The following is a 19,215-nucleotide window of genomic DNA, read 5'->3' on the forward strand; positions in this document are numbered from 1 at the left end:
CGCCGAGCCCCTATGCGGCCTTCGGCGGCAAACAAGAGCTGTTCTTCGCGGCCGTCGAGCACTACAGCGCCACCCAAGGCAGCTTCATCACGAACTTCCGACCATCCCGCAGGTCCGGTGGACCGGACTTCCGTTCACCCCGCAGTGGATTCCGGGGACCGAGCGAACCGGAGGGTGACGAGCTGGAAAGGCCGCAGCCGCAAGCGAACTCCCGCGTCCTCAGCGATCGCGGCGGTGTCCCCGGGCAGCGGACGCTCCAGCAGATCGCAGACCTCGAACCCGGCGACCGCGAACTCGGCGGCCACCAGCGCCGAGGCCCGACCTCCGTGTGCCTCGTACACTCGCAGCACCACATCGCCGCTTCCGTCGTCCGCGAGTTTGACGGCGCTGGTCACCACGGCGTCGTTGTCGATGATGAACAGCGGCGCAACGGCTTCGGCGACACCCGACGTCGACGGCATGAGGTTGATGCGGTAACCCGCACACACCGCGTCCCCGATCGAAGCACCGGGGACCAGCGCGTGCCGGAAGTGATGTGCACCGTGGTCGGTGTCCGGATCGGGAAATCGCGGCGCCCGCAACAGCGAAAACCGCAGTGTGGTGGTCGTTCCGCCATCGGCACGGACCGCACGGGTGACGTCGTGACCGTAGGTGGAGTCGTTGACGAGCGCCACGCCCCAGCCCGGCTCGGCGAAGTGCACGAACCGGTGGTTGCAGGCCTCGAACTTCGCGTACTCCCAACCGGTGTTGCTGTGGGTAGGTCGGAACAGGTGTCCGAACTGGGTCTCGGCGGCATAGCGGTCGGTGTGGATGTCCAGGGGGAAGGCGAGTTTGAGGAATTTCTCGGTCTCGTACCAGTCGACACTGGTGTCGATGTCCAGGCCGCGCGCGCCCGCGCGCAGCACCAAGGACTGCTCGACTTTGGAGGCCCCGAACGTTCGACCGACGCGCACCACGGCTGTGTCTATCGAATCTCCCTCTGCCACAACGAAATCCGCCTCGACAAGGTCGACGACCCGGTTTCGGTAGAAGAGGTCGACGTCCCAGGCGTCCCAGGCGTTGGGGTGATCCGGGTGCAGCTGCAGCAGGTTCGCGGCCGAATCAGGCGGCAGTGTCTCGCGCTGATGCTCGAGATCGAACACCGACACGACGAGCCCGCGCGCGTCCACTTCGACCCGCAACAGACTGTTGTCCAGGATGAATCCGCCTCCGGCGCGCTCGACCACCGAGCATGGCCGCTCCGGCTGCGCCACCGGAGCCGCGGCACCGGCCGGAACCGATCGCCAGGTGTGCGGTGCGGAGTTGAAGATATTCGGTCCCACCCTCGCACCGCCGAGCACCCATTGCGCCCGCTCGATGATTGTCGCCAACTCCTCGGCCACCGCCCGGTAGGTCTGCTCCGCCTCCCGATGCACCCACGCGATCGACGATCCCGGCAAGATGTCGTGAAATTGGTGCAGTAACACCGTCTTCCAGATTCGATCCAGTGCCGCGTACGGGTACTCGAGGTTCTTTCGCACCGCCGCCGTTGCGGCCCACAGCTCGGCTTCCCGCAGCAGGTGCTCGCTGCGCCGGTTGCCCTGCTTGGTCTTCGCCTGACTGGTCAGCGTGCCGCGATGCAACTCCAGATACAGCTCCCCAACCCACACCGGTGGGTTCTCGTACTCCGCCTCGGCCTTGGCGAAGAAGTCGGCGGGCTTATCCCACAACACCTTCGGCGAGCCCTCGAGGTTTCGCATCCGGGCCGCCTTCGCGACCATCTCCCGCGTCGTCCCGCCGCCGCCGTCGCCCCAGCCGGTCGGTGCCAGTGACATCGAGGCGCGGCCCTTTTCCTTGAAGTTCCTTGCGGCGTGGGCGATCTCGCGGCCTTGCATGGCGCAGTTGTAGGTATCGACCGGCGGGAAGTGGGTGAAGATCCGGGTTCCATCGATGCCCTCCCACAGGAAGCTGTGGTGTGGGAACTGGTTGTGCTGGCTCCAGGAGATCTTTTGTGTCAGTAGCCATTTGGACCCGGCGGCCTTGATGATCTGGGGCAGCCCGGCGGCGAAACCGAAGGTGTCGGGCAGCCACGCCTCCTGGTTCTCGATACCGAACTCCGTCAGGAAGAACCGCTTGCCGTGCACGAACTGCCGCGCCATCGCCTCGGAGCCCGGCATATTCGTATCCGACTCGACCCACATGCCACCGGTCGGCACGAACCGTCCCTGCGCCACCGCCCGCTCGACCCGCTCGTAGACCTCGGGGCGGTACCGCTTGATGAAGTCGTATTGCGCGGCTTGCGACATCGCGTAGATGAACTCGGGCTCCTCGGCCAGCAGTGCGGTCATATTCGCGGTGGTGCGCGCGACCTTGCGCACGGCCTCACGCAGCGGCCACAGCCATGCGGTGTCGATATGCGCATGCCCGACCGCGCAGATCGTATGCGCGGACGGTATCGCCGGCTGGGCCAGCACATCGGCCAAGCACGCGCGCGCCGCCGCGGCGGTGGCGTTCACGTTCTGCAGATCGACGGCGTCGAGCGCGCGTTCGATCGCGCGCACGATGTCGTAGCGGCGAGCGGGATCCTCGGGCATCTCGTGCATCAGCTCGCCGAGCACTTCCAGATCCAGCACCAGCTGCCAGACCTCCTCGTCGAAAACCGCGAGATCCAGCCGCCCCAGCCGGTATTGCGGCTGGTCGCCCGCGGTGGACTTGTCGCCGAGCGCGGTCGGCGGGAAGAAGGGGATGATCGGGTTCGAAGCCGCCTCGACATGCAGCACCACCTGCTCGCCACCTACCGCCGGGGACGCCACCCGCACCCACTGGTTGCGCGGGTGCAGCCCCTTGACCGGCGATCCGTCCGACCGATAAATCAGGCCCTCGCACTGGAAACCCGTCATGTTCTGGTCGAAACCGAGGTCGATGATCGCCTCGACGGTTCTGCCCGCCCACTCGGCCGGAACCGTCCCCTCGACCGTTAGCCAACTGGTCCCCCACGGCGCACCCCACGCGGCGCCGGATCGGATAGGCGTCCGTGGCGCGGCCAAGCCCTCGGCGACCGGCACCGGCTCATCCGGCGCGACCCAAATGGACGCCCGCAGCGGCACCGAATCCGGATAGATCGCCGGAGCGATCCGCTCGGTAAGGACCCGCCCGAGGCGATTTTCGATCAACCGACGGTCATCGTGCACAGCGCTGGCTCCCATCGGACCGGAGGAGTGATCAACGAACCACCCCATTCTCCGACAACGCGATGAATTCTCTGCGGAAAAGCGGCCCCGCCATCAGGCACACCCGCGCAACGCTCGGCCTCGGACACGGACCGGATCGAATTCATCGGAATCGCATGCGGCACAGGACATCATCCCGTGGGCGGGCAGCGATATCCGCTCGCGGCACGACGCGCGCGGCGGCGTTCGGCCGTAGCGTCGCCCGACGTGACCGACGAACTCGACGCTGTGCGCCGCACTGCGATACGCACCGCACACCGGTTGAGCTACACGGTCCCGGTTCGTATGGCGGACGGTCGTCGGCGCGGTGACGCGGGTCGGACTCGAGCGGGCCCGTCGCGACGGGCTGCCGTCATTGCCGCGCCGGATCCCGCACACACGAACTCCCACGTCGGCTACTGCGACGGGGTAGGGCCCTCACGCATCCGGGTCGCCGTAGCGTGCGGCGATTTCTTCGGAGCCGCTCCATCGGCTGTAGGTGGGGTCCTGCGGCCACCCCTCGGGCGAGTCCTGCCACTGCTCCTGCCGCCCGTAAGGCAACAGGTCGATCAGCGCGAAGGTGTGAGTCAGCTGCTCGGTGCCACGGCCGTTGGTGTGCCAGGTGCGGTAGACGGTGTCACCGTCGCGCAGGAATACGTTGACCGCGAACCCTGCGCCGGGCGCAGCGCCGACATCGGCGCCGAAAGGACTGTTCGCCGTGGAATACCAGTCCATTTTGTTCCCGACCCGCCGTTTGTACGCGAGTGCCTCGTCGATCGGCCCCTGGGTGACGATGACGAACCTGGCATCGTAGTTGTCCAGGAACTCCAACCGGGTGAATTGCGAGGTGAATCCGGTGCAACCCCCGCACTGCCACCGCTCACCGGGAAACCACATGTGGTTGTAGACGATCAGCTGTGACATACCGCCGAACAGGTCCACCAGCCGGACCGGTCCGTCCTCGCCCTCGAGGGTGTAGTCGGGCATCTCGACCATCGGCAGGCGCCGGCGCTGGGCGGCGATCGCATCGAGTTCGCGGGTCGCGGCCTTCTCCCGAACACGCAGCTCTTCTAGTTGACGATGCCAGGTCTCGGCGTCCACGACGGGTGGCAGTGCATCAGTGCGCATGAGGTTCCTCACTGGTCATGTTCACAACTTGCGGTCTGCCGGTGTAGACGCTGTCCGGTCGTCGAATTCATCGGTGGTCGGGCACGCCGTTGCGTCTCAACGTGGTGCGCAGCAGATGAGTTGCCGAGTTCAGACGGTTGCGCAAGGGCGTGTGCGCGTGGGGATCGATGTCGTTGAGTGCCTCGGTGAGCAGGCTGATCGGTTCGGTGCACGAGCCGTAGCGGGCGCTCGGATCTTTCGCCAGCGAACGGTGCAGGATCGCGTCCGCCTCGGGCGGGATCCAATGTTGGCGCGCGGAGATTTCCGGGGGCGAATCGTGCAGTTGCGCGTCCGCGGTGGCCATGAGGTTCGGGTGCGGGAACGGCGGGCGGCCGGTGAGCAGTTCGATAGCCGTGCAGGCCAGCGCGTACTGGTCCGTCGCCGGTGACACCGCGCCCGCATGCAGCAGTTCCGGCGCGGCATACGGCACCGATACGACGACGAAACCGTTGGTGGCCAGCGGCGGTTCGGGCCGGTGCAGCCACCGGGCCTGATCGAAGTCCGAGAGTTTCATCGTCGCGGACTCGTCCGCACCGACCAGCAGGTTCGCCGGTTTGACGTCGAGATGAACCACGTCGCTGGCGTGCACGAAATCCAACGCCGCCGCGACACCGGCCAGCACATGCAGCACCCTCGGCAGGTCCGGACGCCGGTGCGGCATCGGCACCAATGCCGAACCTGTTGTGCCCGCCACGTACTCGTGCGCCGACCACAGCCTGCCGTCGGTTTCACCGTGTGTGTACATCCGCACAACATTGGGATGCCGCAGCGCGGACAAGATGTCGAACTCGTGCACAAATCGCGCACGCGCCTCGGGTGACCTGCTGTCCTCGGGCCCCAGAATCTTCAGCGATACCAGCCGCGACCGTTCCCGATCCTCGGCCAGATACACATCGCTGCTACCGCCATGACCAAGCCGGGCCCGCACAACGAATCCAGCAAACTGGTCATCAGGCTCTAGTACCACCGCCTCACCGTAGTTCGCCGCCCTCCGGCATCGGCAGCGCTACCTCTCGCTGCTGGGAAACCATGCCGGGTAGCGCACCACGCGGTTCAGAACTGGACCGAGCGCGCAGAGCTGGTCGCTCGATCCGGACGAGTCGAAATATCGTCTCCCAGCCTGCGACCGAGGCGTTCCACGCCGCGGATGCGGCGGTGCGCGGTGTACAGCGCCAGGGTGTGCGTCGCAATGACGACGACCAGCAGATACAGGCGCACGTTTGTCGGATGCAAGTCGGTGACCACTGTTTCGATGAGCAGCGCGAACCAGAACGCTACGAGTACCGCGTGGAAGCGGCGCTGCCGCCGCGCGGCCAGCTCGCCCTGTGCGAGCCGGGCGGCCCAGTCCGCGGCCTCGGCGCCGGCGGGGAGCTCGCCGATCGTCATGGCATGCGATATTTCGCGACTCGCCTTGATGTCGGCCGCCTCGAATTCCCGCACGGGACGCAGGTATCTGCGGGCCATCAAGCCCGAGGCGAGGGCGATGCCGGCGCAGACGGTCAGCGTGACGATCATGACAAGAACCATGCAAATAGATTCGACTCCGCAGCCATTGCGCGGAACCGACCCATGGGTGGGGATCACACCCCCCACTGCCATCACCGGCGCACCCGGCGGTCAGCAGGACCGCGCACGACTGCCACAGATGCGTCTCGACATGAGCTCCCGCAGCGATTCGGGTTGTGCATCGGGAACGAGTCCGGTAATGCCGTAATCGCAGGACACTCATCACACGCGGACAACGCCCAGGCAGGAGTCCCATGTGTCGCTTGTTCGGTTTGTCGGCCGCACCGCAGCGCGTGCGGGCCACGTTCTGGTTGCTGGACGCGCCGGACAGTCTGTCGATACAGAGCCGACGTGAACCCGACGGCGTCGGCCTTGGCACCTTCGCCGCCAACGGGGTCCCGCTGGTGGAGAAGCAGCCGATCGCCGCATACGAGGACGTCCAATTCGCCCGGGAGGCGCGGGAACGAGAATCGATGACGTTCGTCGCGCACATTCGCTACGCCACCACAGGTGGCCTGCAACCTCTCAACACCCACCCGTTCGAACAGCGTGGTCGCCTGTTCGCGCACAACGGGGTGCTGCACGGCCTCGACGAATTGGATTCCGAACTCGGCGACTACCTCGATCTGGTGCACGGCGATACCGATTCCGAACGGTTCTTCGCCCTGATCACCCAGCGCACCGATCGGCACGGCGGCGACGTCACCGCCGGCATCACCGACGCGGTCGGGTGGATCGCGGACCGGCTGCCGGTCTACGCCCTCAATCTGGTGCTCACCACGGCAACGAACCTGTGGGCGCTCCGATACCCCGAGACGCACAGCCTTTTCGTGCTCGAACGCACGGCAGGCGGCCCGCGGGGCGATCGGCATCTGGACCAGGCCGGGCGGGCGGGAATCCGAGCACGCAGTGGACACCTGCGCGAATACCCCGCGGTCGTCGTGGCCAGCGAGCGCATCGACGAGGACCCGCGCTGGCGGGCACTGGCACCGGGCGAGCTACTGCACGTCGACGACCATCTGCGCGTCCGATCGAGCACGGTCCTGGATTCCGCGCCGCGCCATCCACTGTCGCTGGCCCAGCTCGATAGCCGCGCGGCGGCGGCGCAGTCGGGGCGATGACCGCGCCCGGCCGCGGAGCGGACAGAATCCTCTCGGGTGGCAGCGATTGCCCCCTGCAGACGGCGGCATACCGGGGATACACTGCCGACTAAATGCGCGCGGCTCTCGTCGATCGCTGAAAACACCAGCGGCACAGACCGATCCGACAGGTGGACTTGAATGACCAAGGGACTGTTCGACATCGAGGGAAAGACCGCACTGGTGACAGGCGGGTCCCGCGGCATCGGATTCATGATCGCGCGCGGCCTGCTCACCGCGGGCGCGCGGGTGATCATCGCCTCCCGCAAGAGCGCCGATATCACTGCGGCGGCAAGCGAATTGGCCACCCATGGTGACTGTGTGGCGGTCACGGCCGACCTGTCCGCCCCGGCGGGAGCGCACGCCCTGGCCGACGAGGTCGCCGCCCGGTTCGACCGGCTGGACATCCTGGTGAATAACGCGGGCGCCACCTGGGGCGCACCGCTGGATGAATTCCCGCCCGCCGCATGGGATCGGGTGATACACACCAACGTCGAAGGCGTCTTCCACCTGACCGTCGCCCTGCTGCCGCTGCTGCGCGCCGCCGCCGAACCGGACGACCCGGCCCGTGTCGTCAATATCGGCTCGGTGGACGGAATCCGACCGTCCGGTATGGACAACTACAGCTACGGCGCGAGCAAGGCCGCCGTACACATGCTCACCCGCCACCTTGCCAAACGCCTTGCCGCCGAAGCGATTACCGTCAACGCCATCGCCCCCGGCCCGTTCGAGAGCAAGATGACCGCCTTCCTGCTCGACACGGACGCCGCCCGCATGCACATCGCCCAGACGATCCCCCTGGGCCGCATCGGCAGGCCCGACGATATCGCCGGACTGGTCACCTTCCTCACCTCTCGCGCGGGCAGCTTCCTCACCGGCACCGTCATCCCCCTCGACGGCGGAATCACCGGCTGCACCTAGATCCCCTTCGGCGACGCGTGTCCAACTCCAGCTAGTGCCCCGTCCACATAGATCGCTGCGCAACCCACTCCGGCTACTCGCCGAGCGTAGTGATAGGGCGGCCGAATGCGGCGTGGGTGACGACCGTTCGACGGGACCTCCCGGGAGCAAGGCGCGATACAGCTCGCTTCAGATGTGACCAAAGTGTTCGGTCGGGGTGGGTGTCGGATGCCGATGCGAGACTCGGGGACGTGAGATGGGCGGTGGCGGAAACAGGCGACGGAGGTGCGCGTCTGTGTCCACTCGATCAGGATGGTCGGCCCGCCGGACCAGTCGTACGTGAGCCCTCGCTCGCCGAGGCGGTGCGCTCACGCCCCGAGGTCGAGCGGTGGGTCTGGCGATCCACGGCCGAGATGTACCGATCGTTGCTGGCAGCGGGCGTGCGGGTCGAGCGCTGTTATGACGTGCAGGCCGCGGAGGCGCTGCTGATCGGCCATGAGCAGGGCCAGTCGGGCCAGGCCCGCTCGCTGGCGGCCGCTTGGGCGCGACTGCACAACCTGCCCGTCCCGCCGGACGCACCCGCGCGTGCCGCCGACACCCAGCCGTCGCTATTCGATTCGGGCCCGGTACCGCTGCCACCCGGCACGGACGAGTTCAACGCCCTACTGGAGGTCTACGCGAGCCAGCTCGCCCGCACGGCGAAGACCGAACATCCGCAGCGAATGCGGCTGCTGCTCGCGGCCGAATCGGCGGCCATGCTGGTTGCCACGGAAATGTCGCGATCCGGGATCCCCTGGCGCGCGGACGTCCATCGCGAGTTGCTGGACAAGCTGCTGGGTGAGCGCTTTCCCGGCGGGCTGGAGCCGCGCCGGATGGCGGAGTTGGCCGACGAAGTGTCCCGAGCCTTCGGCGAAGGTGTACGGGTCCGACCAGACCTGCCCAACGACATCATCAGAGCCTTCGCCCGCGTCGGGATCTCGTTGTCCTCCACCCGAAAATGGGAGCTCCAGCGGATCGATCACCCCGCGGTGAAACCATTGCTGGCCTACAAATCGCTTTACCGGCTCTACACCGCCCACGGCTGGTCCTGGCTCGAGCAGTGGGTACACGGCGGCCGCTTTCGTCCCGAATACCTGCCCGGCGGTACGGTTTCCGGCCGCTGGACCACCAACGGCGGCGGCGCCTTGCAGATCCCCAAGGTGATCCGTCAAGCGATACGCGCGGACCCGGGATGGCGTCTGGTGGTCGCCGACGCCGACCAAATGGAGCCGCGAGTACTTGCCGCGGTCTCCCGCGACCCGGGATTGATGGAGGTGGCCGGTCGGGGTGAAGACCTGTACGCGGATCTGGCGGACCGTGCCTTCGGCGGTGACCGCGCCCAGGCCAAAATCGCCCTACTGGGCGCCATTTACGGCCAGACCTCCGGCGATGCCCTGACCCACATGGCCGAACTCCGCCGACGTTATCCGGCCGCGGTGGCGTATGTCGATGACGCGGCTCGCGCCGGTGAAGAGGGCCGCTTGGTGCGCACTTGGCTGGGGCGCACCTGCCCGCCGGTCTCCGTCGCATCACCCGACCAGGCGGACCTATCCCAGGAGGGGCAGCATTTAAGCGGGTATGGCAGCACCTCCGCGACGCGCGCCCGCGGCCGCTTCACACGTAACTTCGTGGTGCAGGGCAGCGCCGCCGACTGGGCCCTGCTGGTACTGGCTGGGGTGCGTCATGCGATGACGCGTGCCGGGCTTCGCGCCGAACTGGTCTTCTTCCAACACGACGAGGTAATCGTGCACTGCCCGGCCGAGGAAGCCGCGACGGTTGCCGAAGTGATCGCGACCGCGGCAGAGACCGCAGGCCGGATCGCCTTCGGGCCGACACCGGTGCGCTTCCCGTTCACGACAGCGGTGGTGGAGTGCTACTGGGACGCCAAATGAGGATGCGCGGTGCGGCGCCCACCCCGACCGACCGGCTCACGCAGGGACTACCTCCCACGCGAACCCGTCCGGGTCGGAAAAGGCTCCGGCACTGCCGCTGATGACGATCCGGTGCGCCCCGGAGCCCTCCGGCGGCACACCGGCATCCTTGGCGGCGGCACGGCGCCCGTAGAGCGCCAGCTTGATCGAGGACGCGGGGGTCTCGAACTCGACGTACTTGCTGCCGAAGCTCTTCGCCACGGTCAGACCGCGATCGACGTAGAACTGCTTGGTCGCCTTGACATCGTCGACCCCGAGCAGGACTACGAAATCATCGATCTCGCGGGTGGCGGGCCCGGTGTCCTTCTTCGACGACGTCGCGATCTTCCAGATCGCCCCGTCCGGGGCCTGGACGACGCCGCCGTAGCCCCAGAAACTCTTCTTGGCGGGCTTCAGTGTCGTGGCGCCGGCGTCGACAGCGGTGCCGATGAGGCTGTCGACGGTGCTCGGCTGAGACACGACGAGCGACAGGATGAAGCCACGAAAGCCGCTCGTCGGCGCCTGCGAGGCGCGGACGCGCAACTTGTCGCCGAGACCGAACGCGGCGCTGTAGAAGGCCGCGGCGGTCGCGGCGTCGGGCACCTCGAGGATGACGGATTCGATGGCGGCTTGGTCAGTGGTGATGTTCATGGCAGCAACGCTATTGCCTGCTCGATGACCTGCGCTTCTCGATTCCTGATCGGTTTGGTCTTGGGTTTCGCCACGTCGGGGCGTCAGATGCTGGCCACGGACCGCGAGCGGACGAGCCGCAGCCGCTCATCCGGGGCGTGACTCGGTCGATCAGGCGATCTTGGGAGGCGCCGGCGATCCGTTGGAAGCGGTACCCGGCCTCCGCCAATTGCAGAACCGCACCGACGAGCGCGATCCCCTTGACCCCGCCGCCCTCGAGTACGAGATCAACCGGCTGGCTTGTTTTCTGCGACATCTCGTCCTCCTCGGCTGCGGTCCGTCGCCAATGGTTCGATGCCAACGCTTCCAGAGCGACAGTGGCGCGACTCGGGTAATGCACTACCCGAACCCCACGCGCAACGCGGCTAGCGGTCGACCCGTATATCGCGTCGACCGGTTCCTCCGCAACGCACGCGATCTCGCAGCCGAGATCGAGTCACTGTGCGCGGACCGGTGACAACCGCCGCGCGGACGGCTGCAAGGCTGTCACCGATATCCGTAAGACTTAAGGAGCAAAGAGTGCAACGCATTGGCGTCATCGGCGGCGGCACGATGGGCGCGGGCATCGCCGAGGTGGCGGCCCGCGCCGGGGGCGAAGTCCTGGTGCTCGAGCGGGACACCGACACGGCCGATGCCGCGGTGGCGCGCATCGAGAAGTCCCTGGCTCGCGCGGTCAAGTCCGGACGACTCGAGCAGACCGCGGCCGATGCCGCGCGGGCGCGCATCATCGTGACCACCAAGATCGAAGAATTCGCCGATCGGGAGCTGGTCATCGAGGCCGCACCGGAGATCGAGTCGCTGAAGACCGACTTCTTCACCAAGCTCGACGCCATCGTCTCCCCCGAGACCATCCTGGCCACCAACACCTCGTCCATCCCGGTGATCCGGCTGGCCAACGCCACCGCCAACCCGGGCCGCGTCATCGGTGTGCACTTCTTCAACCCGGTGCCGGTGCTGCCCTTGGTCGAGATCGTTGTGACGCTGAAGACCGAGGCCGCAGTGACCGAGAAGGTCACCGCTTACGCGCGAGACGTACTGGGCAAGCGCACGATCGAGTCCAAGGATCAGGCGGGCTTCATCGTCAACGCCCTGCTCATCCCCTACCTGTGTGCGGCCATCCGCATGTACGAGACCGGCTTCGCCAAGGCCGAGGACATCGACGAAGGCATGGTCAGCGGCTGCGCCCACCCCATGGGCCCGCTGCGCCTGACCGACACCATCGGCCTGGACGTCACCCTCGCCGTCGCCGAATCGCTCTACCAAGAGTTCGGCGAGGCCCACTATGCGCCCCCGGTCATGCTGCGCCGCATGGTCGAAGCCGGATACCTCGGTCGCAAGACCGGCCGCGGCTTCTACACCTACTGACACCATCGAAGTAGACCTCGGGACGTAGCAGGACCGATCACATGACTTGGTGAAGATTTTGTCGGCGGCGCGTCGATCTTCGACGTTCCCCATTCGACTCAGGGGTGAGAGGGTCCGAAGGGACCCGGATACCCGAGGAGACGGAACCATGAAGTACATGCTGATCTGGCGCGCCACCGACGAGGCCTACGCGGGGATGGCGAATATCGACTTCGACAAGATGCTCGAGACCGTCGGTCGGTACAACGAGGAGATGATCCGGGCGGGCGTGCTGGTCGCCGCGGAGGGCCTCGACGATGCCGCCGATGGCGTGGTCGTCGACTATTCCGCCGAGACGCCCGTGGTCACCGACGGACCATACGGCGAGACCAAGGAGCTGTTCGGCGGGTTCTACGTTCTCAACGTGGCTTCGAAGGAGGAAGCCGTGGAGTGGGCCAAGCGGTCGCCGATCACCGGTCCCGGCTTCAAGACCGAGATCCGCAGGGTCACCACGATCGATGAGTTCCCGCAGGACAACGAGTGGGTCCAGAAGGAGCGGACGTGGCGGGAAGCGACCGGTCAGCTCTGAGCGGATCGAACGGCGATGGCTGATCACACCGGCCGTGCGGCCGTCGCCGCCATCTGGCGGATCGAGTCGGCGCGGATCGTCGGTGCACTCGCGCGGTACACCGGCGATTTCGCGCTGGCCGAGGACCTCGCCCAGGAGGCACTGGCCGAGGCCCTGGTGACTTGGCCGCGTGACGGCACGCCCCGCAACCCGGCGGGGTGGTTGCTCACCGTCGGTCGGCGTCGCGCGATCGACGCGTTCCGTCGGCGCAGCGCCCTCGACGAGAGATACGCCGCCCTCGCCCGTGATCTGGGCGAGGGCGGGGTGGTCTCCGGGCGCGAACCAACCCGCGCGGCCGAGGACATGCCCTGGGATCCGGACCGGATCGATGACGACGTGCTCGCGTTGATGTTCATCTCCTGCCACCCCGTGCTGTCCCGGGAGGCGAGGGTGGCGCTCACCCTACGCGTGGTCGGCGGTCTGACGAGCGATCAAATCGCCAAAGCGTTCCTCGTGCCGACCGCCACCGTGCAGGCCAGGATCACCCGCGCGAAGAAGACCTTGGCGGCGGCGCGGGTGCCGTTCGAGGTGCCGTCGCCCCAGGAGCGGGCCGAGCGCATGGGCTCGGTGCTCAGCGCGATCTATCTGATCTTCACCGAAGGTTCCTCGGCCAGCTCCGGTGACGAGCTGATCCGATTCGAGCTCGCGGGCGAGGCACAGCGACTCGCGCGGGTGCTGGCCCGGCTGGTACCGAACGAGCCCGAGGTCTACGGTCTGCTCGCGCTGCTCGAACTGACCGCGGCGCGCTTCCCGGCCCGTACCGGACCGGACGGCGAGCCGGTGTTATTGGAGCAGCAGGACCGCGGCCGGTGGGACCGCGCCGCGATCCGCCGGGGACGCGCCGCCCTGGCCCGCGCGGAGCAGGTCGGCCGTGGCCTCGGGCCCTACGGCTTGCAGGCGGCGATCGCCGAATGTCATGCCGTCGCAGCCTCGGTCGAGACGACGAACTGGGAGCGCATCGTGCTTATCTACGAGGCGCTCGGCAGATTGGCCCCGTCGCCGGTGGTCGACCTCAACCGGGCGGTGGCCGTCTCGATGGCCCACGGCCCGGCCGCGGCGCTGCCGATCGTGGACCGGTTGGCGGCGGCTGAGGCGCTGTCGAATTCGCATCTGCTGTCGAGCGTCCGCGGTGAGCTGCTCACCCGCCTGGGACGCATCGATGAGGCGCGCACCGAACTGGAGCGAGCGGCAAAGCTCTGCGGCAACGAGCGCGAACGGACGGTGCTGCGGCGCAAACTCGCTGAGCTCGGCTGAGGGGTGGCGATCGAGTTCGCTCACCCGGAGTGCCACACCACCGGCTATTTGTGCATTTTTGCAGACGGTACCTGCGCATTTCGTTCTTGTCCGGACACAAGTGAGACGTCAATACTCGCCAGGCGAGCCTTGTGCGGTGCGTCACATGCATCGGGCAGCCTCGTGCGGAAGAGAGATGAGGAATGACCCGATGACGTCCGCCAGTACAGAAACCAGCCCCGACAAGGTTGAAGCAACCAGCCCGGAAAAGGGCCTTGCCCGGGTTGCGCAGTCGCTCGCCGGTTGGACAGAGAAGTGGTTCCCGGACGCCTACGTCGTCGCGCTGGCGGGCGTATTCATCGTGGGCATCGCCGCACTGGCCAACGGCTCGTCGCCGCGAACGGTCGCGAACGCGTTCGGCGACGGCTTTTGGGATCTGACCGCTTTCACCCTGCAAATGGCCATGGTGGTTCTCACCGGATACGTCATCGCCACCTCCCCACCTGTCGCCCGGCTGATCGACCGGCTGGCCACCTTGCCGCAAACCGCCAGCAGCGCAGTGAGTTTCGTCGCGTTCGTCTCGATGTCGATATCGTTTCTGAACTGGGGACTCAGCCTGGTCTTCGGCGGTCTGCTGGCCCGTTCGATCGCCCGTCGGGCCGATCTACGCGTGGACTATCGCGCGCTGGGCGCGGCGGCGTTCATGGGGTTGGGCGCCGTGTGGGCGCTGGGTATATCCTCCTCGGCCGCCCAGCTACAGGCCACCGCCGCCTCGTTGCCTCCGGCCCTGCTGCGAATCACCGGTGTCCTCGACTTCGGACACACGATCTTCACATGGCAGTCCCTGCTCATGTGCGCCATCATCATGGCGCTCACGGTGGTGATCGCGCACTTCTCGGCGCCGAAGGGCACAGCGATCAAGACCGCAGAGGAACTGGACATCGAACTGGATGACCAGCCCGCGGAAGTGGCTCCGCGCTCCCGCCCCGGGGAATGGCTCGAGTACAGCCGTATCCTGCCGATCCTGGCCGGGGTGATGACGGCGGGCTGGTTGATCTCCCAGCTCACCACCAAACCGGTGCTTACCGTGGTCAGCAGCCTGAATGGTTATCTGCTCGTCTTCCTCATGCTGGGCTTGGTGCTGCACGGAACCCCGCGCAAGTTCTTACAAGCCATCTCCCTCGCCGTGCCCGCCACGGCCGGAATCCTGGTCCAGTTCCCGCTGTACGCCGCCATGGCCGCGATCCTCACCAAAGCCAAGGGCCGGGGCGGCCTGACCGTCTCCGAACACCTCGCGCATTTCTTCACCAGCATCGGCGGCGGCGGAAGCTTCGCCATCGTCATCGCCGTCTACACCGTGGTACTCGGCGTCTTCGTCCCGTCCGGCGGTGGCAAATGGCTGGTCGAAGCCCCCTACGTCATGCAGGCATCGACCGATGTCCACATGAACCTCGGCTGGACGGTGCAGATATACAACGTGGCCGAGGCGCTGCCGAACCTCATCAACCCGTTCTTCATGCTGCCGCTGCTGGCAGTGCTCAAACTGCGGGCGCGCGACCTCGTCGGATTCACATTCCTGCAGTTCCTATTCCACCTGCCGGCGGTACTGCTTCTCGTCTGGCTGCTCGGAATGACATTCGAATACGTCCCCCCGATCCTGCCCGCCACCCCGTGACCCGTCGGTCACCGCGTAGCGATTGGTCCGAGTGAGTAGGCAGGCCGGCCCGCACCTCTTTTGGCACGGGCGGCCTCGTTCAGCCATGGAGCCCACTATTTGCCGAGCATCATCGCGTCCGCGTCAGTCAGATCCGAGCTGCCACCACCCTCGCCGTCGGTGATGGCCGCGGCGAACTGGGCGGTGTAGAGGCGGTAGTAGGCGCCCTGGGCCTGCAACAGCTGCTCGTGCGTGCCCTGCTCGACGATCTTGCCCTTCTCCATCACCACGATGGTGTCCGCGTCGCGGATCGTCGAAAGCCGGTGCGCGATCACGAAACTCGTGCGATCCCGGCGCAGCGCCGCCATGGCGTGCTGCACCAGCAGCTCGGTGCGAGTGTCGACCGAGCTGGTGGCCTCGTCCAGGATCAGGATGGACGGCTTGGCCAGGAAGGCGCGGGCGATGGTGATGAGCTGCTTCTCACCGGCGCTGACGCCGGAGCCCTCCTCGTCGATGACGGTGTCGTAGCCGTGCGGCAGCGCGTGCACGAACCGGTCCACGTAGGCGGCGCGAGCGGCCTCGAGGATCTCCGCCTCGGAGGCATCGGTCTTGCCGTAGGCGATGTTCTCCCGGATGGTCCCGCCGAAGAGCCAGGTGTCCTGCAACACCATCCCCATGCGCGAGCGCAGGTGGTCGCGGGTGATGCCGGTGATGTCCACCCCGTCGATGGTGATGGCGCCATCAGCGACTTCATAGAACCGCATGAGCAGATTGACCAGCGTGGTCTTGCCCGCGCCGGTCGGCCCGACGATGGCCACCACATGCCCGGGTTCGGCCACCAGCGAGAGATTCTCGATGACCGGCGTCGCCGGCTCGTAGCGGAAGGAGACGTTCTCGAACGCCACCCGGCCACGGTCCACCGGCCGCGAGTCCTCGGGATCCGGATCCGACGACTGCTCGTCGGCGTCGAGGATCTCGAAGATGCGTTCGGCCGAGGCCACACCCGACTGCAGCAGGTTCATCATCGAGCCGATCTGGGTGAGCGGCTGGGTAAACCCGCGCGAGTACTGGATGAACGCCTGCACCTCACCCAGCGACAGCTGGCCCGAGGCCACCCGCAGACCGCCGACCACGGCGATCAGCACATAGTTCAGGTTCCCGAGGAACATGATGGCGGGCATGGCCAGGCCGGAGATGAACTGCGACCTGTACGACGAGTTGTACAGCTTCTCGTTCGGCTCGTCGAAGCGCTGACTCACTTCGCGCACCCGGCCGAAGGCGCTGATCACCTCGTGCCCGGTGTACGCCTCCTCGACCTGCGCGTTCACCTCGCCGGTGAACTTCCACTGATCCACGAAGTGCGGCCTGGAGCGCTTGGTGATCTGCGCGGTAACCACGACCGCCAAAGGCACTGTCAGCAGCGCGATCAGCGCGAGAATCCACGAGATCCAGAACATCATGATCAGGATGCCGATCACCGTCAGCACATTGAGGATCATCAGAGACATGGTCTGCTGCAGCGACTGCGCCACATTGTCGACGTCATTGGTGACACGGGAAAGCACATCGCCGCGCGGCATGGAGTCGAAGTAGCGCAGCGGCAGCCGGTGGATCTTCTCCTCGGTCTGCGCGCGCAACCGCTTCACGGTCCGGTTGATCACGATGACCAGCAGCTGCGCCTGCAGCCACTGGAACACCGACGCGCCGATGTAGAGCGCCAGCACCCAGGCCAGCACACGGCCGACCGCGGTGAAATCGATTCCCGTACCGGGAATCACGTCCATGCCGGCCAGCAGGTCGGCAAAGGTGGTGTTGCCGCTCGCGCGCAGCCCCTCGACCAGCTGATCCTTGCTCTGCCCTGCGGGCAGCCGCTTGCCGACCACGCCGTCGAAGATGAGGTTGGTGGCCTTGCCGAGAATCTGCGGGCCCAGGGTATTCAGCACCACCGAACCCGCGGCCAGCAGGAAGACGGCCACCAGGTAGGCCCGCTCGGGGGCGAGCATGCGCAGCAAGCGCTTAAGCGACGGGCCGAAGGACTTCGCCTTGGCGCCCGGCGCACCGGGATTGACGCCTCCGGGCCTCATCGCACCTCCTCCACGCTGAACTGCGATTCCACGATCTCGCGGTATTCCGAGCAGTCCCTGAGTAATTGGTCGTGCGTGCCGATGCCGGCCATCGCGCCGTCCTCCAGCACCACAATCTGATCCGCATCGCGAATGGTCGAGATCCGTTGCGCCACAATGATGACCGAGGCGTTCGCGGTCTCCGGCTCCAGAGCCTCGCGCACCCGCATATCGGTGGCGACGTCGAGGGCGGAGAAGCAGTCGTCGAACAGGTAGACGCGCGGGCGGCGCACCAGCGCGCGGGCAATGGCCAGGCGCTGGCGCTGACCGCCGGAGACGGTCGTACCACCCTGCGCCACAGGCGTTTCCAGGCCCCGCGGCATCTCCCGCACGAAGTCGGCGGCCTGCGCGATCTCCAGCGCGTGCCAGAGTTCCTCGTCGGTGGCGTCGGGCTTGCCGTAGCGCAGGTTGGAGGCGACGGTGCCGGAGAACAGGTACGCCTTCTGCGGCACCAGGCCGATCTCCGAACGCAGCGCCTCCAATCCGAGGTGCCGCACATCGGTGCCGCCCACCGAGACCGCGCCGTCGGTGACGTCGATGAGCCGCGGAATCAGATTGATCAGCGTGGTCTTGCCCGAACCGGTCGCGCCGACGATGGCGGTGGTGGTGCCCGGCGCGGTCTGGAATCGGATGGCCCGCAGCACCGGCTTCTCCGCGCCCGGGAACTTGAACTCCGCCGAAGCCAAATCGACCGTGCCCGGATCACCCTTGAACGGCTGCGGCAGCCGCGGTTCCGCCACCGAGGATTCGGTGTCGAGCACCCCGATGATGCGCTCGGACGAGACCGCCGCGCGCGGGGCCATCACGGCCAGGACGGAGGCCATAATGACCGCCATCAGGATCTGCATGATGTAGGCCAGCATCGCGGTCAGCGAACCGATCTGCATGTCACCGTTATCGATGCTGTGACCCCCGAACCAGATCACGCCGACCGTGGTCACGTTCGAGATCAGCATGACCACCGGGAACATCAGCGACATGTACTTGCCGACATAGAGCGACTGCTCGGTCAGCTCGGTGTTGGCGACCTCGAAGCGCCCGGTCTCCTGCCGCTCCCGCGCGAACGCCCGAACCACGCGGATACCGGTGATCTGTTCGCGCAATACGCGGTTCACCGCGTCGATACGGACCTGCATGCGCCGGAAGCCCGGCACCATGCGGCTGATAATGAAGGCCATGCACAGGCCCAGCGCGGGCACCGCGATGAGCAGCAGCCACGACAGCTGCATACTCTCGCGCAGCGCCATGAAGATGGCGCCGAAGCACGTGATCGGGGCCATGACCAGGATGGTGGCGCTCATGACGATGAGCAGCTGCACCTGGCTGACGTCATTGGTATTGCGTGTGATCAGCGACGGCGCGCCGAACACACCGACCTCGCGCGCGGAGAAGGTGCCAACCCGGCGTAGCAGGGCCGCGCGTATATCGCGGCCCGCACCCATGGCCGCTTGCGCGCCCAGGTACACCGAGGCGGCCTGGGCGAGGATTTGGGCAGCGGCGACCAGCAGCATCCAGCCGCCGGTGGACCAGATGTAGCCGATATCGCCCTTGGTGACGCCGTTGTCGATGATGTCGGCGTTGAGCGTGGGTAGATACAGATTGGCGATGACCGAGATCAGCTGGAGCACAACGACCCCCGCCAACTGGGTGCGGTAGGGGCCGAGGAAGGTGCGTAGAAGTCGGATCAACATAGT

The 19,215-nt window shown here is 66.7% G+C and carries 14 protein-coding genes; 7 read left to right on the forward strand and 7 right to left on the reverse strand.

The features are described from left to right. Positions 1 to 134: 134 nt before the first annotated feature. The 4 genes from ACHQ4I_RS33055 to ACHQ4I_RS33070 form a co-directional block, all read right to left on the reverse strand. On the reverse strand, positions 135 to 3,170 hold the full coding sequence (locus ACHQ4I_RS33055) for an alpha-mannosidase (protein WP_420775805.1): 3,036 nt from the start codon (positions 3,168 to 3,170) through the stop codon (positions 135 to 137). Between the two features lie 456 nt (positions 3,171 to 3,626). Continuing rightward, positions 3,627 to 4,316, reverse strand: a complete 690-nt coding sequence (locus ACHQ4I_RS33060) for a DUF899 domain-containing protein (protein ID WP_420775806.1) — start codon at positions 4,314 to 4,316, stop codon at positions 3,627 to 3,629. A 67-nt stretch (positions 4,317 to 4,383) separates the two neighbouring features. Further along, positions 4,384 to 5,283: a serine/threonine-protein kinase gene (locus tag ACHQ4I_RS33065; RefSeq protein WP_420775807.1), complete on the reverse strand. Its 900-nt coding sequence runs from the start codon at positions 5,281 to 5,283 to the stop codon at positions 4,384 to 4,386. Between the two features lie 125 nt (positions 5,284 to 5,408). Further along, positions 5,409 to 5,882, reverse strand: coding sequence for a hypothetical protein (locus ACHQ4I_RS33070; protein ID WP_420775808.1), 474 nt, complete (start codon positions 5,880 to 5,882; stop codon positions 5,409 to 5,411). Positions 5,883 to 6,115: 233 nt separating this feature from the next. On the opposite strand from ACHQ4I_RS33070, the gene ACHQ4I_RS33075 reads away from it, so the two are divergent. From ACHQ4I_RS33075 to ACHQ4I_RS33085, 3 genes are all read left to right on the forward strand, one after another. Further along, the gene (locus ACHQ4I_RS33075; protein WP_420775809.1) at positions 6,116 to 6,982 is read left to right on the forward strand and encodes a class II glutamine amidotransferase; all 867 of its coding nucleotides are present in this window, start codon (positions 6,116 to 6,118) and stop codon (positions 6,980 to 6,982) included. A 159-nt stretch (positions 6,983 to 7,141) separates the two neighbouring features. Continuing rightward, a complete protein-coding gene (locus ACHQ4I_RS33080) occupies positions 7,142 to 7,921 on the forward strand; it encodes a glucose 1-dehydrogenase (RefSeq protein ID WP_420775810.1) in 780 nt (259 codons plus the stop codon). Between the two features lie 230 nt (positions 7,922 to 8,151). After that, positions 8,152 to 9,831, forward strand: coding sequence for a bifunctional 3'-5' exonuclease/DNA polymerase (locus tag ACHQ4I_RS33085; RefSeq protein WP_420775811.1), 1,680 nt, complete (start codon positions 8,152 to 8,154; stop codon positions 9,829 to 9,831). 36 nt (positions 9,832 to 9,867) lie between these two features. Here ACHQ4I_RS33085 and ACHQ4I_RS33090 read toward each other — a convergent pair whose 3' ends face one another. Further along, positions 9,868 to 10,500: a VOC family protein gene (locus ACHQ4I_RS33090; protein WP_420775812.1), complete on the reverse strand. Its 633-nt coding sequence runs from the start codon at positions 10,498 to 10,500 to the stop codon at positions 9,868 to 9,870. Between the two features lie 558 nt (positions 10,501 to 11,058). On the opposite strand from ACHQ4I_RS33090, the gene ACHQ4I_RS33095 reads away from it, so the two are divergent. The 4 genes from ACHQ4I_RS33095 to ACHQ4I_RS33110 all read left to right on the forward strand — a co-directional run bounded on the left by ACHQ4I_RS33095 (position 11,059) and on the right by ACHQ4I_RS33110 (position 15,419). After that, positions 11,059 to 11,904 carry a 3-hydroxybutyryl-CoA dehydrogenase gene (locus ACHQ4I_RS33095; RefSeq protein WP_420775813.1) on the forward strand — a complete coding sequence of 282 codons (846 nt, stop codon included), beginning with the start codon at positions 11,059 to 11,061 and terminating at the stop codon, positions 11,902 to 11,904. 148 nt (positions 11,905 to 12,052) lie between these two features. Continuing rightward, positions 12,053 to 12,472 carry a YciI family protein gene (locus ACHQ4I_RS33100; RefSeq protein WP_420775814.1) on the forward strand — a complete coding sequence of 140 codons (420 nt, stop codon included), beginning with the start codon at positions 12,053 to 12,055 and terminating at the stop codon, positions 12,470 to 12,472. 15 nt (positions 12,473 to 12,487) lie between these two features. Then, positions 12,488 to 13,765 (forward strand): RNA polymerase sigma factor, encoded by a 1,278-nt coding sequence (locus tag ACHQ4I_RS33105; RefSeq protein ID WP_420775815.1) that lies wholly within the window; start codon positions 12,488 to 12,490, stop codon positions 13,763 to 13,765. Positions 13,766 to 13,955: 190 nt separating this feature from the next. Then, positions 13,956 to 15,419 carry a short-chain fatty acid transporter gene (locus tag ACHQ4I_RS33110; protein WP_420775816.1) on the forward strand — a complete coding sequence of 488 codons (1,464 nt, stop codon included), beginning with the start codon at positions 13,956 to 13,958 and terminating at the stop codon, positions 15,417 to 15,419. A 95-nt stretch (positions 15,420 to 15,514) separates the two neighbouring features. Here ACHQ4I_RS33110 and ACHQ4I_RS33115 read toward each other — a convergent pair whose 3' ends face one another. Together ACHQ4I_RS33115 and ACHQ4I_RS33120 are read right to left on the reverse strand one after the other, a co-directional pair. After that, positions 15,515 to 17,482, reverse strand: coding sequence for an ABC transporter ATP-binding protein (locus ACHQ4I_RS33115; RefSeq protein WP_420775817.1), 1,968 nt, complete (start codon positions 17,480 to 17,482; stop codon positions 15,515 to 15,517). Continuing rightward, positions 17,479 to 19,212, reverse strand: a complete 1,734-nt coding sequence (locus ACHQ4I_RS33120) for an ABC transporter ATP-binding protein (protein ID WP_420775818.1) — start codon at positions 19,210 to 19,212, stop codon at positions 17,479 to 17,481. Before ACHQ4I_RS33120 ends, ACHQ4I_RS33115 begins: the two co-directional genes overlap by 4 nt. Positions 19,213 to 19,215 lie beyond the last annotated feature (3 nt).

Origin of the sequence: Nocardia nepalensis (assembly GCF_048910785.1) — a bacterium.
Taxonomy (GTDB): Bacteria; Actinomycetota; Actinomycetes; order Mycobacteriales; family Mycobacteriaceae; genus Nocardia; species Nocardia nepalensis.